11 protein-coding genes and 1 pseudogene are annotated in these 15,381 nt (G+C 70.8%); 5 read left to right on the top strand and 7 right to left on the bottom strand.

Annotation, left to right across the window (positions count from 1 at the left end):
• The 7 genes from VFZ20_RS18045 to VFZ20_RS18015 form a co-directional block, all read right to left on the bottom strand.
• The coding region (locus VFZ20_RS18045; RefSeq protein ID WP_329685317.1) for an aminotransferase class I/II-fold pyridoxal phosphate-dependent enzyme at positions 1-699 on the bottom strand (699 nt) is incomplete at its 3' end.
• Between the two features lie 317 nt (positions 700-1,016).
• Positions 1,017-1,316, bottom strand: coding sequence for a 50S ribosomal protein L27 (gene rpmA, locus VFZ20_RS18040; RefSeq protein ID WP_329685316.1), 300 nt, complete (start codon positions 1,314-1,316; stop codon positions 1,017-1,019).
• A 12-nt stretch (positions 1,317-1,328) separates the two neighbouring features.
• Positions 1,329-1,643 carry a 50S ribosomal protein L21 gene (gene rplU / locus VFZ20_RS18035; protein ID WP_329685318.1) on the bottom strand — a complete coding sequence of 105 codons (315 nt, stop codon included), beginning with the start codon at positions 1,641-1,643 and terminating at the stop codon, positions 1,329-1,331.
• 195 nt (positions 1,644-1,838) lie between these two features.
• A complete protein-coding gene (locus VFZ20_RS18030) occupies positions 1,839-3,260 on the bottom strand; it encodes a hypothetical protein (protein ID WP_329685315.1) in 1,422 nt (473 codons plus the stop codon).
• Between the two features lie 462 nt (positions 3,261-3,722).
• On the bottom strand, positions 3,723-5,303 hold the full coding sequence (locus VFZ20_RS18025; RefSeq protein WP_329685314.1) for an Rne/Rng family ribonuclease: 1,581 nt from the start codon (positions 5,301-5,303) through the stop codon (positions 3,723-3,725).
• Between the two features lie 154 nt (positions 5,304-5,457).
• The gene (locus VFZ20_RS18020; protein WP_329685313.1) at positions 5,458-6,669 is read right to left on the bottom strand and encodes an acyl-CoA dehydrogenase; all 1,212 of its coding nucleotides are present in this window, start codon (positions 6,667-6,669) and stop codon (positions 5,458-5,460) included.
• 295 nt (positions 6,670-6,964) lie between these two features.
• Entirely contained in the window at positions 6,965-9,307 is a 2,343-nt protein-coding gene (locus VFZ20_RS18015; RefSeq protein WP_329685312.1) for an ATP-dependent DNA helicase RecQ, read from the bottom strand.
• 578 nt (positions 9,308-9,885) lie between these two features.
• Between VFZ20_RS18015 and VFZ20_RS18010 the strand changes: the two genes are divergently transcribed.
• From VFZ20_RS18010 to VFZ20_RS17990, 5 genes and pseudogenes are all read left to right on the top strand, one after another.
• Positions 9,886-10,056, top strand: coding sequence for a hypothetical protein (locus VFZ20_RS18010; RefSeq protein ID WP_329685311.1), 171 nt, complete (start codon positions 9,886-9,888; stop codon positions 10,054-10,056).
• A 108-nt stretch (positions 10,057-10,164) separates the two neighbouring features.
• Positions 10,165-11,211 (top strand): radical SAM protein, encoded by a 1,047-nt coding sequence (locus VFZ20_RS18005; RefSeq protein WP_329685310.1) that lies wholly within the window; start codon positions 10,165-10,167, stop codon positions 11,209-11,211.
• A 736-nt stretch (positions 11,212-11,947) separates the two neighbouring features.
• Positions 11,948-13,720 (top strand): hypothetical protein, encoded by a 1,773-nt coding sequence (locus VFZ20_RS18000; RefSeq protein WP_329685309.1) that lies wholly within the window; start codon positions 11,948-11,950, stop codon positions 13,718-13,720.
• 97 nt (positions 13,721-13,817) lie between these two features.
• Entirely contained in the window at positions 13,818-14,855 is a 1,038-nt protein-coding gene (locus VFZ20_RS17995; RefSeq protein ID WP_329685308.1) for a tail fiber domain-containing protein, read from the top strand.
• 200 nt (positions 14,856-15,055) lie between these two features.
• A pseudogene (locus tag VFZ20_RS17990) lies at positions 15,056-15,381 on the top strand (hypothetical protein); the annotation flags it as partial.

Below are 15,381 nucleotides of genomic sequence, written 5' to 3'. Positions count from 1 at the left end.
GAATCCGAAGTCCGCGTAGGCAAAGTCGTGGATCAGCAGCAGGCGGTTGCGGCGGCACACCTCCACGGCGCGCTCGAAGAACCCGGGTGGCGCCTGCAGCGTCGTGGGGTTGTTGGGGAACGACAGCAGCAGCACCGTGGGCCGGGATTCCACCGACATGCACGCCTCCTCCACCGACGCCAGCAGCGCGTCGCCGTCCACGAAGCCGGGCTCGCCCTCCGCCAACTGGAGCGCGTGCACGTGCCCGCCGGCAAAGGTGACGGCGTAGCGGTGGATGGGGTACGCGGGCGAGGGGACGATCACCGTGTCGCCCGGCTCCAGGATGGCCAGCATGAGGTGCGCGATGCCCTCCTTGGCCCCGATGGTGACGACCACTTCGCGCTCCGGGTCCAGCGCTACGCCGTAGCGTTCCCGGTAGTGCCCGGCCATCCCCTCGCGCAGGCCGTAGATGCCGCGGGACGCGCTGTAACGGTGGTGCCGCTTGTCGCGCGCGTGCTCCACCAGCTCGTCCACGATGTGCTGCGGGGTGCCCAGGTCGGGGTTGCCCATCCCCAGGTCGATCACGTCCTCGCCGGCGGCCATGCGCTCCGCCTTTTCCGCGTTCACCTGCGCGAAGACATAGGCCGGCAGCGAGCCGATGCGCGAGAACGCCGCGGCGCTGGTGGGCGGCCATTCGGACGGGGACGGCGGGACGGACATGGATGCTCCGGTCAGCGGGTACGGTCGAGCGAGCCGAAATTCGAGGCGGACCGCGGATGCAGGATTCTCGCCGCCGCCAGGATCTGACGCGGAGGGGGAGAACGCGTCACACGACCCGCGCACCGTCATCCCGCGAAGACTCGATGCGCGGCGGAGAGGACGGACGAAGCAGGAGCCGCCGTACTCTGCTGCCCCTGCTCCCTCTGCGTGAGAACGCCGTTTCCGGCCCGTGCGAGAACCAGGACGGAGGACAAAACGAAAACCGCCCCGGCATCGGAATGCCGGGGCGGTGTTCATCTGCGTTGCGCGTAACGTGCTCAGTCGGCGGCCTCGAGGGTCACCATCGCCTCCACCGGCTCGGCCGGGAAGGGAACCACGGAGACGTTCTTTCGCTTCTTGTCCTTGCGGCCGAACTGCACGGTGCCGTCCACGAGGGCAAACAGCGTGTCGTCGCTGCCGATGCCCACGTTGGCGCCCGGGTGGAACTTGGTGCCGCGCTGACGGATCAGGATGTTGCCGGCGAGCACCTTCTCGCCGCCGTACCGCTTGACCCCCAGGCGCTGCGCGTTCGAGTCGCGCCCGTTGCGGGTCGAGCCGCCGCCCTTCTTGTGTGCCATGGCTGCTCTCCTTTAGCCGAGGTTGATCTCGTTCACGCGAACTTCCGTGAACTTCTGCCGGTGCCCCTGCTTGCGGCGGTAGTTCTTGCGGCGCTTGTGCTTGAAGATGATGATCTTCTCGCCCTTGCCGTGCCGCACGACCTCGGCCGTCACCGACGCACCGGAAACCCCGGGCGCGCCGATCTTGACCGTGTCGCCGTCGGCGCCCAGGAGAACGTCGTCGAAGCGCAGGCTCTCGCCCGCGGCCACGTCGACGGAGGGAATGCGAAGCGTCTTGCCCGGCTCGGCCCGGAACTGCTTGCCGCCGGTGCGGATGATGGCGTACATGTTGGTCTGAAAACTCCGTTGCACGGACAGGTTGTCCCGTAATCAACACAAGACGGGTAATTTCATCACAAACGGCCGCCGTGTCAACCCTTGCCGGCGTTGCTCACCCCCCGGCGCGCGTTCGCCCCGCGCGCGGCCCGCCGGGCGCGGCCAGATGCGGCGGACGCGGAACCCTCCGCATCCGCCGCGGCGCCGTCAGTACGGCACGGCGAACGGCCGGTCGATGCGCCCGCCGCCGGCGGGAAGGATAACGCCCGAGCGCGCAGGGTTCGTGGGATCCAGCCACTTGAGCGTCACGGTGCCGCCCGACACGGCCCACTCCTGGTACACGATGCGCCCGTCGCGCAGCCACGTGGGCGAGGCGTCAGCGCCCGGGTTGGTGGTGAGCGGCGTGGAGCTGCCCCGCAGGTACAGGTCGCCGCCCCCCGTCTTCGTGGACACGTACACCAGGCGCGGGGTGGGGTCCAGGCTCCACGCGGGGTCCACCTCGCTGTAGTCCGCGTGCCCCGACACCAGCACGGGCGTGCCCGGCATGGCGTAGTCGAACACGTCGGGCGAGCCGTTGCCCGTGCTCACCAGGGCCAGGTGGTTGCCCGTGGGCGCCCACGCGGGCGCCAGCTCCGGCGCGCCGTCCAGGCCAAAGCCGGCGGGCGTGGCGCGGGCGGCCCCCGTCATGGTGGGCGACGCCGTCCACACCTTGCCCGTGCCGAACTGCGCGTTGCTCACGTAGGCCAGGCGGGTGCCGTCGGCCGAAAGCGCGGGCTCCGTCTCCGCCGCGCTCGTGGTCGTCAGCCGCGTCTGCGGGTCGTCCGCACTCGCCGTGAGCGGCATGGACCACAGCTCGGCGTTGCCCGTGCGGTAGCTGGTGAACACCACCAGGTTGCCCCCCACGGTGGGGTTCACGTCGTCGCCCGTGGCCTTGGTCATCCGCACCAGGTCGCTGCCGTCCAGGGCCACGCGGTAGATGTCGCGGTTGCCGCCCACGGAGCGGTCGAAGAGCACCACCGGCAGCAGCTCCGTGCGCACGTGCACCATGAACTGAAAGCGCGTGGCGGCGCTGCTCACGTCGAACTCCCAGTGCTTTACGCTGCTGACGGCGTTGAGCGGCAGCACCTCGTTCCAGTGAAAGTACGGCTGCTGAGCCCCCGTGAAGAACCCGCGGCCGTCCGGGTTGCGCACCTCGGCAGACCCCTGCGTGGAGACGTTGGGTCCCGCGTAGAAGTAGACGGTAATGCCGGAGACGGTGGTGCCGTCGGCCGTGCCCATCTTCTGCACGAGCAGGTTCTGGACGGTCACGTCCACCCCGAAGACCTTCGTGACCGAATCGTACTGCACGTTGCTGCTGGTGACGCGCACGTCCACTCCCTGCGCGCCCAGCGTACGCACCAGCGACGCGCCCGACGCGGGTGCGGCCTCGTACGGCTCGCAGATCACCGTCCGCGCCTGGACGTCGGCCTCGCAGCGTACGGCCTGCACATCCTCGCCGGGCGCGGCGGGTGCGGGAAGGGTCGGCTCCGTGGGCCCGGCGGAGGGGCCGTCGGAGCAGGCGGAAAGCGCGAGCAGGCACGCACAAGCAGCGTGCAGCGCCGCGCGGCGCATGATCGGCTGGGCTGCCATGGTCCTGGAGAACGCGGGGGAAAACGCCGTAAGGAAGGTGCTACGGCCTGCGGTGTCAAGAATCTTAACACCTGTCCAGGGTTTGCGGAAGTACTTGCGAGCGTTGGGGATACGGAGTGGCGCGCGAGGCTTGCGTCCGGACGCGGGGCACGGAAAGCAGCCGGTCCCGCATGGATCCGTCGGGGTCCCGGGTCCTGGTCTCCCCACAACCACGTCATGCAGGCGCGCCGCCGGGCCCCGCGCACGGGACAGCCCAACGGAAGGATTGCACACGGGGCCTTCGGCCAACGGAGTCAACGGTTTTCTGTTCGATCCGTTACCGTTATCTCCGTTGGCCGAAGGCCCCGTGTGAGAAATGCTGTTCCTGACACGAGACGCACTCCGCGGACGAACGAGGGGCGCCGCGCGGCCCATGCCGGTCGCGACGCCCCTCGCCGTCCACTCCCCTGCCCTGCCCGGGCCTCAGCCCAGGTTGTACTTGCCGGACAGGTCCTGCTGCGTGTGGGTGGCCACGAGCCGGATCTCGTCGGGCTGCATGAGGGGGTCGTCGCGCAGGGCCAGCTGCAGCTTGAGCGACTTTTCCAGCTCCTTGAGGAACTTTGGCTCCTGCTCGATGATGAACAGGGCCACCTCGGGGTGCACGCGCACGGTGATCTGCCGGTCCTTGCCGTCGGCGCCGGCGCGGCGAAGGGCGCGCTCGATGCGCCGCACCACCGTCTCGGGGGTAAAGATGCGCCCCGTGCCGTCGCAGGTGGGGCACGGCTCCGTCTGCGTGTGGTACAGCGACGGGCGCACCCGCTGCCGCGTCATCTCGATGAGCCCCAGCTCGCTCACCTGGAAGGCCTTGGTCCGCGCCCGGTCGCGGGACAGGTGCTGCCGCAGCTCCTGCAGCACCTTGTCGCGGTTGGCCTTGGTCTCCATGTCGATGAAGTCGCAGACGATGATGCCGCCCACGTCCCTCAGCCGCAGCTGCCGCGCGATCTCGCGGGCCGCGTCCACGTTGGTCTTGAGGATCGTCTTCTCGGGGTCCTTCTTGCCCGTGTACCGCCCCGTGTTGACGTCGATGGAGACCAGCGCCTCCGTGGGCTCCATGATGATGTAGCCTCCCGACGGCAGGTTCACGCGGCGCTGGAACGCGTCGCGGATCTCCCGCTCCAGGTCGTACGCGTCAAAGAGCGGCTTGCTGTCGGAGTACAGGTGCACGCGCTCCACGAGCGACGGGTCCACCTGCTCCAGGTAGGCCACGATCTCGTCGTAGACGTTGCGGCTGTCCACGGTGAGCGAGTCGACCTTTTGCGAGAACAGGTCGCGGATGATGCCGGCCGTGAGCTTGGCCTCGCGGTGCACGGCCGCGGGGGCGCGCGACTTCTTCGCCTTCTTCTGGATCTGCCCCCACGTGCTCATGAGCGAGCGCAGCTCGCGCTCGAACGTCTCGCGCGTGAGATCCTCGCTGACCGTCCGCACGATGATGCCCCCGCTCTTCTCGGGCAGCACCTCGCGGGCGAGCGTGCGCAGGCGCGTGCGCTCCTCGCGGTCCTCGATCTTGCGCGACACGCCCACGTGGCTGCTGCCCGGCATGTACACCAGGAAGCGGCCGGGGAGGGAGATGTTGGCGGTGACGCGCGGGCCCTTGGTGCTGATGGGCTCCTTGCTCACCTGCACCAGCAGGTCCTGCCCCTTCTTGAGCACGTCCTGGATGGCCGGATACACCTTGCGGCCCCGCCGCCCGCCGCCTCCCCCGCCGTTGGCCGCAGCCTCGGGCGTCTCGTCGGCGTCGTCGGGCGCGCCCGGCTCGTCGGGCTCGTCGTCGTCGTCGTCCAGCGCAACGTCGGAAACGTGGAGAAAGGCGGCCTTTTCCGTGCCGATGTCTACGAACGCGGCCTGGATGCCGGGAAGCACGGCCTCCACCCGCCCCTTGTACACGTCGCCCACCATGCGTGCCGCGTCGGGCCGGTCGACCATAAGCTCGACCAGCACGTCATCCTCCAGGATGGCGACGCGCGTTTCGCGGGCGGTGGTGTTCATCAGGATCTCGCGCTTCACGGCGCCTCGCAGGTGCGAGCACGCCGCCGGGCGAGACCCGGCGGGGGGGATGGCCGCATGCGAGGGGCGCGCGTGCGCCCCCCGTTCAGCCGTTGGATGTCCATCAGTCCTCTGCCCGGGCCGCGCCCGCGCGGGTGCGCGGGCGGCCCGCCGTTCAGTGGGAGAGCTCGCGGAGGAGGTTGCGGGCGATCACCAGCCGCTGGATCTCGCTGGTCCCCTCCCCGATCTCGCAGATCTTGGCGTCGCGCATCATGCGCTCCACCGGGTATTCCTTGGTGTAGCCGTAGCCGCCGTGGATCTGAACGGCCTTGGTGGTGACCCGCATGGCCACCTCCGAGGCGAACAGCTTTGCCATCGACGCCTCTTTGCTGTACGGCCGGCCGTTTTCCTTGAGCCATGCCGCGTGGTACACCAGGTGCTTGGCGGCCTCGATCTCGGTCGCCATGTCGGCCAGCATGAACTGGATGCCCTGGAAGTCGCTGATGGGCTGGCCAAACTGCCGGCGCTCGGCCGCGTACTTGAGCGACTGCTCCAGGGCGCCCTCGGCGATCCCCAGCGACAGCGCCCCGATGCCGATGCGGCCGGCGTCCAGGGTCTTCATGAAGTTGATGAAGCCCTTGCCCACCTCGCCCAGCACCTGCGAATCAGGCACGAAGGCGTTCTCGAACACCAGCTCGCGGGTGTCGCTGGCGCGCCAGCCCATCTTGTCTTCCTTCTTTCCCGCCCGCACGCCCTCCGTGAACGGAAGGTCGTCGCTGTGCCCGATCCCCACCTCCCGCGCCCGCTCCAGGTCGGTGGTGGGCTTGGCGACGATGAACGAGGTGATGCCCTTCGTCCCGGCCTCGCGGTTGGTCTGTGCCGTGGCCACGAACACCTCGCCCACGCCCGCGTGGGTGATGAAGATCTTGCTGCCGTTGAGGATCCACCCGCCGTCCGTCTTTACGGCCGTGGTCTGCGTGCCGCCCGCGTCGCTGCCCGCGCCCGGCTCCGTGAGGCCAAAGCCGCCCAGCACGCTGCCGCTGGCCAGCAGGGGGACAAAGCGCTCCTTCTGCTCGTCCGTGCCGAAGTTGACGATGGGCGACGTGCCCAGCGTGGTGTGGGCGCTGACGGTGATGGCGTGGCTGGCGTCGACCCTGGCCAGCTCGTGGATGACGATCATGTAGGCGATGCCGTCCATCCCCGCCCCGCCCAGCGCCTCGGACCACGGGATGCCGAACAGCCCCAGCTCCGACATCTTGCGGACGTTCTCCCAGGGGAACTCCGACGTCTGGTCCAGCTCTCCCGCCACGGGCGCGATCTCGTTCTGGGCGAAATCGCGAACCATGTCGCGGATCATCAGGTGGTTCTCGTCGAAGTACCGTTCCATGGGGTCGTGCAATGCCAGTCGCTCTGGGGTCCATGCCGGTTCGACGCGCGCGCACGTCGAAGGTCTGTAAACCGGGCCAAGATAGCGGCGGGCGTCCCCGTGGGAAAGTAGAGCACGAGGTCCATTTTCGTAAACTGCTACAACAAATGCCGGCGGCGAAGGCAGATGGGCCATTTCGGCAAGGACAGAAAAAGATTTCTCACGCAGAGCCGCAGAGGACGCAGAGTACCCCGGTTCCGCGTGGGATCGAAGTACTCTGCGCCTCTGCGGCTCTGCGTGAGATAAGCAGTGAAAATCAGCCCTGGCGCAGCACTTCGAGGAACGCCTCGCCGTACTTCTCCATCTTCGCCGGCCCGATGCCGGGCACCTGCCGCATCTGCGCGGGGGTCGTGGGATGCCGCTTGGCCAGCTCCACGAGCGTCTTGTCCGCGAAGACGCAGTACGCGGGAAGCGACGCCTCCTTCGCCAGCTCCGTCCGCAGCGCCTTGAGGCGGTTGTACACCTCGCGCTGCTCCGCCGTGGGCGGCGCGGCGCCGGCCGGCTCGGGGGGCATGGCGTCGCGGTCGCGCCGGCGCGGGGGGCGCTCGCCCGTCCGCACGCGGGCCCGGTTGGCGTCCAGCGCCTCGGTGATGGCGTCCAGCACGGCGCGGCCGTAGCGGTTGGCGAACGCCTCGTCCACGCCCGGCACGGCCAGCAGCCCCTCGGGCCGGCGGGGATGCGCGTCCGCCAGGGCGGCGATGAGCGCGTCGTCCCACAGCATCTGCGGCGGAATGCCCTCGCGCTCCGCGATCTGCTGCCGCAGGTTCCACAGGCGCGTCCGCACCCGCTCCGCGCGGCCGGCGGCCTCCGGGGCCTCGCCCACCCCGGCGCCCAGGGGGCTGGTGCCCAGGCAGTTGTCGCACGCGCCGCACGTCTTCATGGCCGCGGGATCGCCGAAGTAGCGCAGGACGAAGCCGCGCCGGCAGCCGTCCGTGTACGCGTACTGCTGCACGGAGCGCAGCTTTCCCTCCTCGCGCCGCTTGCGCTCGTCCAGGGCCCGCCAGTCCACGGGCAGCTGGTGAAGGGGCGTGTCGCGGTCCAGCACCCAGATCCCTTCGCCCGTCAGCACGCGCCACTCCACGAACCCGCCGTCGCCCAGGGCGTGCAGCAGGGGGAGCGCGTCGCCCCGCTCGCCGCCGGCCGCGCGGTCCAGGGCCCGCCAGTCCAGCTCCACGCCCCGGTACAGCACCTCGCCGCCGGCGCCCTTCCACAGCCCCCGCAGGAACTGCAGCTCCGCGGGCCGGCTGCCCAGCTCGCGCGAGATGCGCTCCGGGCGCGCCAGCAGCCGCACCCGCACGGGCTGCGGTCCGTTGCCGTACGTCTGCCGCACCAGCCCGAACTGCTCCAGCACCCGCACGGCCGAGCCCGCCTGCCGGTCGTCCTTCACGCCGTCCACCAGGTGCGCCAGCTCGCCCAGGGGCAGCGAGAACAGCCCGTCGTGCGAGCACCCCTGCCGCAGGGCCCGCATCGTCCCCTCCACGGCCCGGCGCGGGGGATACGCGCTGTTGATGAAGTACTCGTGCGTGAACTTGTCCTTGTGCGCGTGCAGAAGGACGCAGTCCGACTCGCCCCCGTCGCGGCCCGCGCGGCCGGCTTCCTGGTAGTACGCCTCCAGGTTGCCCGGCATGTTGTAGTGGACGACGACCCGCACGTCGCCCTTGTCGATGCCCATGCCGAACGCGTTGGTGGCCACCACCGTGCGCACCTGGCCGGACATGAACTCGTCCTGGATGCGCTTGCGGTCGCGGTCCGGCAGCCCCGCGTGGTAGCCCACGGCCCGCGTGCCCATCCCGTTGAGCAGGGCCGTGATGGCGTCCACGTTCTTGCGGGTGGACGCGTAGACGATGGCGGAGCCCTCCCGGCCCTTGAGAAGGCGAAGGAGCAGGCGGTCGCGCTCCGAGTCGTTCTTGGCGTGCATCACGTGCCAGTGCAGGTTGCGCCGGTCGAACCCCGTGACGAGCACGGCGGGCTCGCGCAGCCGCAGCTGGCGGATGATGTCGTCGCGCACCTCCGGCGTGGCCGTGGCCGTGAGGGCCGCCACGGGCGGATCGCCCAGGAGCGAGCGCACCTCGCGCAGCCGCAGGTACGACGGCCGAAAGTCGTGGCCCCACTCGCTCACGCAGTGCGCCTCGTCCACCGCCAGGAGCGAGACGGGGATGCTGGACAGCCGCCGCCGGAACCCCTCGGCGTCGAAGCGCTCCGGCGCCACGTAGACCAGCTTGTACGTGCCGTTCTGCGCCCCCTCCAGCCGCGCCTGCATCTCGGCCACGGGAAGCGTGCTGTTGATGAACGTCGCGGGGACGCCCGCCGCGTCCAGCGCGTCCACCTGGTCCTTCATCAGGGAGATGAGGGGGGAGACGACGAGCGTCACCCCCGGCAGCAGCATGGCGGGGACTTGGTAGCACAGCGACTTGCCGCCGCCCGTGGGCATGATGGTGAGCGAGTCGCCGCCCGCCAGCACGTTGCGGATGGCCTGGTCCTGCCCCGGCCGAAAGTCGGCGTACCCCCAGTACTGGCGCAGGGTGGCCCGCGCCGGCTCCAGCGGGTCGCCGGCGGCGGAAGGGGGCGGAACGGGAACGGACGGTGCCGGAACGCTCATCCTGGACGCGCGGAACGGGTAGATCCGGAATGTAAAGGGAACAATATGGACAAATCCGCCCCATTTTCCTAGCCCCCCTCCCCCTGCCCTCAAGCCGGGCGCGGGTACGGACGATACTCCGGACGGATGCCGCGGCGGCCGGACCCGGGCGCGCGCCCCCCGGTGGAGGGGCGTGATTCGCCGCGCCTGCCGATCCGCCGATCCGCGGGAATGGCCGGACGAGAAGCGTCATGGGCGCACCCCGCACGGAATGCAGGTGTTTACCAGGCCGGGAACGGAAAGTTCTCCGTCCGCCGCCCGGACATTGGCCGCTTCCTGCCGCAGGGTGGCAGGCGGGCGTGGAACAGGTGGGCAAAGCCGTTGCGCGCGGGCCTCCGGGCCATTAGCATACAGGCCGTGGGAGCCGCATCCCGGCTCGCTGCACGCTGCACGACACACCAGTACCCCCCGCGGAATTCCCGCTGCCGCACGTAGTGGCACAAGCGATGCGGTTCCGCATTCCAGAACAACGCAAGCGGTTTTCCGGACGCGACAGGGAGCGCCCGGCGCCGCCCGTTTCAACACCCCCGGGAGAAATCATGTCGCAGATGGGCTCGCACCGCACGCAGTCCGAGAAGGCCGCATCCGCGCCCCGCCGCCCCTGGCAGGCTCCGCGCGTGGACGACATGCCGCGGCTCACCGAACTCACCCTGCAGACGGTCGGCATTCCGGGCGACTGCGATCCGGGCGATCCGAGCAGCTGCTTCTAAGCCGCTCCCGCTCAACCCGACGGACGCGCGCGGCGGGGGCCCCCCGGCCCTCGCCGCGCCGTGGCGTTCCTCCCGGCCGCCCGCGCTCAACGAGAAGGATCGACGGCGATGTACCTGGGCTTCGCGCTGACGGAGCACTGCAACCTGCGGTGCCCCCACTGCATTCGCGACGACGTGACCACCGTGCGCAACCTGCCGGCGGACCTGCTGTTCCGCACGGTGGACGACGCGCGCGCCATCTTTGGCGCCGACCTCACGGTGAGCATGACGGGGGGCGAGCCCACGCTGCACCCCGCCTGGGACGAGATCGTCGCGGGGCTGCACGCGCGCGGGGTGCCGTACCGCTTCGTCACCAACGGCTGGCACATGCGCCGGCTCATGCCGGGGCTCACCCGGCACCCGCCCGAGATGGTGCGCGTGAGCCTGTCGGGCGCCACGGAAGCGGTGCACGACGCCGAGCGGGGCCGCGGCAGCTTTCGCCGCGTGCTGCAGGCCGTGGCCCTGCTCACCAGCCGGGGCATCTCGCCCAACCTGTCCATCGTCATCGACCGGCGCGACCGGCACCAGCTGCGCGAGGCGGCCGACCTGGCCGAGTCGCTGGGGTGCGTGCGCCTGCACTTCATCCTTCCCCAGCCCGTGCCGGGGAGCGCGGCCCGCGACAGCGACCTGCCCCTGGAGGAGTGGGCCCCCGTCCGCGACGAGGTGTGGGCCCTGCGCGACGAGCCCGGCCGCCGCACGCGCATCCACCTGGACTTCGGCTACCCGTTCGACGGCCCGGAGCATGGCTGCGACACCTTCAGCGGCAAGCGCATCTACGTGAACGCGCGGGGCCAGCTGTCCGTGTGCTGCCAGCTGTCGGAGTACGGGGAGAACGAGGCCGACGTGGTGGCGGACCTGAACGAGACGCCGTTCTCGGCCGCGTGGCCGGCGTACCAGGCGGCCCTGGCGCGCCTGCACCGGGACAGCCGCCCCACCGGCGACCCGTCGGACCCGTTTGACCGCTTTCCGTGCATGCGCTGCGCGCGCGCGCGTGGAAAGACGGCGTGGCTGGCCGGCTACCCGGGCACGCCGTGGCACGGCATCGCCGCGTCCACGCCGGCCGTGATGCCGCTGGTCACCCTGCGCTACCGCCGCCCCGAGCCCGCCGCCGCCTGACGCGGCGCCGACGCGCGTTCACGGCCCTCCCCGGCACCGCCGCGGAGGGCCGTCTCGCGTCCCCCACCCATCGGGGCGCCGGATCGCGCGCTCTTCCCCTCCACGCCCGGAACGCCCCCCCCGGATGCGTCCGCACGCGGGCGGATCGCCCGGCTTCCGCGGACCCATCCGGCGCGTGAACGGATTGGAACAAACGACCCGGGTCATCCGACTCATGTGGCGGGGGACGTCCGGCGTTATCCTTTGCGCACGGCGGGAATTGACGTCGCTCCCGCTGCACGGGCGTCCGGCCCCGGCCGGTGAGGACATGGATGCGGTGCCGGGCGACAAGGGGGAGTGGCATCAATCAGGCACGTCCGGCAGGCAGTGCTCCCGATTGATGTAGCAGTTGGGCGAAAATCCTGCTGCAGCTTGACTGTCTGGACAGGGGCTTCTAGTTTCAACGTCCGTTCCCCACCGGGGGCGACGGAGATTCCCCGACCGAGCAGACGGCCCGCGGCCCGGCGCCGCGTCACGGGCCGGCAAGCCCAGCCACACCAGCACCCCCGCGCCCATCCAGGCGCACGTGGGCGGCGATCCACGCGGAAGAGGTCGCCACCCGTCCCACGGCAGTCCCTCGCCGGCCCCGCGGCCACACGCACGCGGTCCGTCGAATCCTTCCGCGATCCCAAGCGTACAGCGCCCGGCGCGGGACATATCCCGCGCCCGACTTCCTGTCTCACCCTGCGCACGGTCAATGGTCAACGTGTCGTACTCCCGTGCTCTGACCGCACTCCTGCTGCTGGCCATGGCGGCCTGCACGGACCGCGTCGATTCGGGCACCGCGCCCAACCCGGACCCGGATCCCTCGCCGGCGCCCATTCCCCTGGGCGTGTACGAGATCCAGATCTCGGGCGCGGACGGCTCCGCCCCCGGCGGCGCCACCCTGAACCGCGCCATCGCCATCCCCGTGGGGGCCGGGCCCAGCAGCGACCTGAACCCCGTGGCCAGCAACGGCTTTACCCTGGAGTTCGTGTCGTCCAGCACGTTCACGGACGGCACGCGGGGCCAGGGCGGCCAGCGCTACCTCTCGGCCACGTACCGGGTGCGCAACAACACCGGCGCCCCCGTGACCAACCTCACGTTCATCCCCGTCACGCGGTCCAACACCGTCGCGGGCACGCCGTTCAGCACCCTGCAGCTGTTCAACGGCGGCGCGGCCAGCACCACCATCGCCGCGCAGCTGGTGCCCACGGGCGCCGTGGCGCTGGGCGAGGACGGCAGCATGCGCGCCCGGTATCCCGACGTGCTGCAGGCGTTCACGGAGGCCGAGGTGGCCGCCATCGCCCTGCCGGCGGGGACCACGGGGATCTTTCCCTACGGCTTCGTGACCACCAACCCGGACGCGGCCAACAACCGCACCATCCCGGCGTCGGCCGACGCCAACGACTGGGGGGGCATGGTGACGTTCGCGTTCCGCTATCCCATGCAGGCCTCCAGCAACGCCGACCCGTACAACGTGGCGTTCCAGGTGCTGGCCGTGCAGGACACGGAGACGCGGCTGACGGAGTCCATCGAGGAAGCGCAGGACACGGCGGCCGTGCGGCGCCTGCGGGCGCGGGCCACCGCCCTGAGCGCCACCACCGTGACGGTGCTGAACGGCAGCACGGCCGCGGCGCCCGAGGTGCCCGACTACCCCGGCCAGCGGCAGCTGTGCAGCCTGCGCACGGCGGGAACGGCGGCCACGCCCACCACGTACATCACGCGTCCCGCGGGCTACCGCCAGGTGGCGCTGCTGTACCCGGGCGAGGTCATGGACCCCTGCGGCGCGTACTTCCGCGCGGGCCCGGCGGGACGGCCGGCCACCAACGTGGCTTTCTCCGTGACGGCCAAGGCCGTGGACCTGTACGGCAACGTGATCACCACGGCCGTGGACTCGGTGGGGCTGAGCCAGAAGACGGGCCCCGCGGTGACCCTGGGCGCCCGGCAGATGCTCGTGAGCGGGTCGGCGACCCTGACGGCCACGTACGGGGACTACGGACAGTCGCTGCTGGGCGGCGTGGGCAAGCGCAACGACGGCTGGCGCAGCCTGACCGTGGCGGGCGTGACCCGCACCTGGACGGGCGCCGTGAGCACCGACTGGCACACGGCGGGCAACTGGTTGCCCGCGGCCGTGCCCATGCAGCTGGACTCGGTGCTCATCCCCGTGGCCGCGCCCGTGGACCCCGTGCTGGCCGCCAACGTGAACATCGGCGGCGTGACCGTGGAGGACGTGGCCACCCTCAGCCTGGGTGCCTTCAACCTCACGGCGTCGGCCAACGTGCTGACGGGCACGTCGGGCGGCATCACCAACACGTCGGGGCGGGTCGTCCTGGAGGGGATCGCCAAGGAGGTGCAGGGGGTGCTGCCCTTCGTGACCGTCACGGGGACGTATTCGCTCTCCGGCAACATCAGCACCCGCGCGTCGATGCGGGTGCAGGGCGGGCGGCTGCGCAGCAGCACGTACCGCATCCGCACCACGTCGTTCTGAACCGCCGGCCGCACGTCGTCCCGAAGCCAACCATCCGATCCGCCCCTCCCCCGCGGGGGGCGGACTGAACCCGAGATCCACAGGCAGAGCCCCAGCCATGAAGCGCACTTTTCTCGTCCTCGCGGCCCTCGCCGGGCTGACCCTTCGCCCGGACGCGGCCGCCGCGCAGAGCGACATCCTCCTGCAGCTGCGGTCCGGCTCGCCCGCGGGCGACCGCTTTCGCGTGGACAGCGCCAGCGGCTTCGTGGCCAAGGGCGTGCTGGGCATTGGAATCATCCCCTTTTCGGGCGCGGGCGAGCGCCTGATGTGGCACCCGTACAAGGCGGCCTTCCGCGCCGGCTCCATCGGCAGCGCCGGCACGCAGTGGGACGACGCCAACGTGGGCTTCTACAGCTGGGCGGGCGGATACAACACCACGGCCGCGGGCCTGTCCTCGTTCGCCGTGGGATACCAGTCGTCGGCCGTGGGCAGCTACAGCAACGCCCTGGGCTACACCGCCAACGCGGACGGCACGGGCGCCGTCTCCATCGGCTACCGCACCACGGCCGACGCGGACTACTCCGTGGCCATCGGGCAGCGGGCCAGCACCAACGGGCACGCGGGCGCCATCGTGTTCGCCGACGGCTCCACGACGGACAGCCTGCAAGCCAGCGCCAACAACCAGTTCAACGTGCGCGCGGCGGGCGGCTACCGCCTGTTCAGCAACGCCACGATGACGACGGGCGTGGGCATCAACGCGGGCGGCAGCTCGTGGAACGTGCTCTCCGACCGCACCCGCAAGGAGAACTTCTCCGCGGTGAGCGGCGAGGACGTGCTGGCGCGCATCCGCTCGCTTCCCGTGACCACGTGGCAGTACACGGGCGAGGAGGACCGCACGGTGCGCCACATCGGTCCCATGGCGCAGGACTGGCACGCGGCGTTCGGCTTCAGCCGGGACGACCGCACCATCAACATGAGCGACTTCGACGGCGTGAACCTGGCCGCCATCCAGGCCCTGGAGGCCCGCACGACGGAGCAGGCGGAGCGCATCCGGGCGCTGGAGGCCGAGAACGCCCGCCTGCGCGAGGAGAACGCGCGCACGGACGAGCGGCTTCGCCGGCTGGAGGCCCTGCTTCCGCAGGCGCAGACTCCGTGAGGGCGGCGCGGACCGGGGCAAAAACGGCACGCGTTTTTGCCCCGGCCGCGGCGGCCACCCGGAGCGGCGCGAAGGAAACATTCTGGACCGGTACATGCAGGCGCCGTACATTCCGGGCGGAACAGGCCCGCCCTTTTTCCGCCCGTTCGGCTTTCCGCAGGACCCCGCTCTCCCACCGTTTCTTTCCCGGAGCACCCCACATGAAGCACATGGTCTGGAAGCTCGCCTTTGCCGGCGCCGCCACGCTCGCCCTGGCCGCCCCCGCATCCGCCCAGAGCGACATCCTGCTGCAGCTGCGGTCCGGCTCGCCGGCCGGCGACCGCTTTCGCGTGGACAGCGCGGGCGGCTTCGTGGCCCGGGGCAGCCTGGGCATCGGCATCATCCCGCAGTCGGGCAACGGCGAGCGGCTGATGTGGTACCCCTTCAAGGGCGCCTTCCGCGCCGGCGGCATCGGCAGCGGCGGCACCATGTGGGACGACGCCAACATCGGCTTCTACACCTGGGCCGGCGGCTTCAACACCACCGC

The sequence above is a fragment of the Longimicrobium sp. genome (assembly GCF_036280135.1).
Lineage (GTDB): Bacteria > Gemmatimonadota > Gemmatimonadetes > Longimicrobiales > Longimicrobiaceae > Longimicrobium.
Note: the sequence above shows the minus strand (reverse complement) of the source record. Positions and strands in the feature narration are given on the sequence as shown.

Bases quoted from the DNA above. Each gene is read 5' to 3' on its own strand.
- VFZ20_RS18005 (WP_329685310.1), top strand. From the start codon at position 10,165: ATGTACCTGGGCTTCGCGCTGACGGAGCACTGCAACCTGCGGTGCCCC.
- rplU (WP_329685318.1), bottom strand. From the start codon at position 1,643: ATGTACGCCATCATCCGCACCGGCGGCAAGCAGTTCCGGGCCGAGCCG.
- rpmA (WP_329685316.1), bottom strand. From the start codon at position 1,316: ATGGCACACAAGAAGGGCGGCGGCTCGACCCGCAACGGGCGCGACTCG.
- VFZ20_RS18015 (WP_329685312.1), bottom strand. From the start codon at position 9,307: ATGAGCGTTCCGGCACCGTCCGTTCCCGTTCCGCCCCCTTCCGCCGCC.
- VFZ20_RS18020 (WP_329685313.1), bottom strand. From the start codon at position 6,669: ATGGAACGGTACTTCGACGAGAACCACCTGATGATCCGCGACATGGTT.
- VFZ20_RS18030 (WP_329685315.1), bottom strand. From the start codon at position 3,260: ATGGCAGCCCAGCCGATCATGCGCCGCGCGGCGCTGCACGCTGCTTGT.
- VFZ20_RS18000 (WP_329685309.1), top strand. From the start codon at position 11,948: ATGGTCAACGTGTCGTACTCCCGTGCTCTGACCGCACTCCTGCTGCTG.
- VFZ20_RS17995 (WP_329685308.1), top strand. From the start codon at position 13,818: ATGAAGCGCACTTTTCTCGTCCTCGCGGCCCTCGCCGGGCTGACCCTT.
- VFZ20_RS18010 (WP_329685311.1), top strand. From the start codon at position 9,886: ATGTCGCAGATGGGCTCGCACCGCACGCAGTCCGAGAAGGCCGCATCC.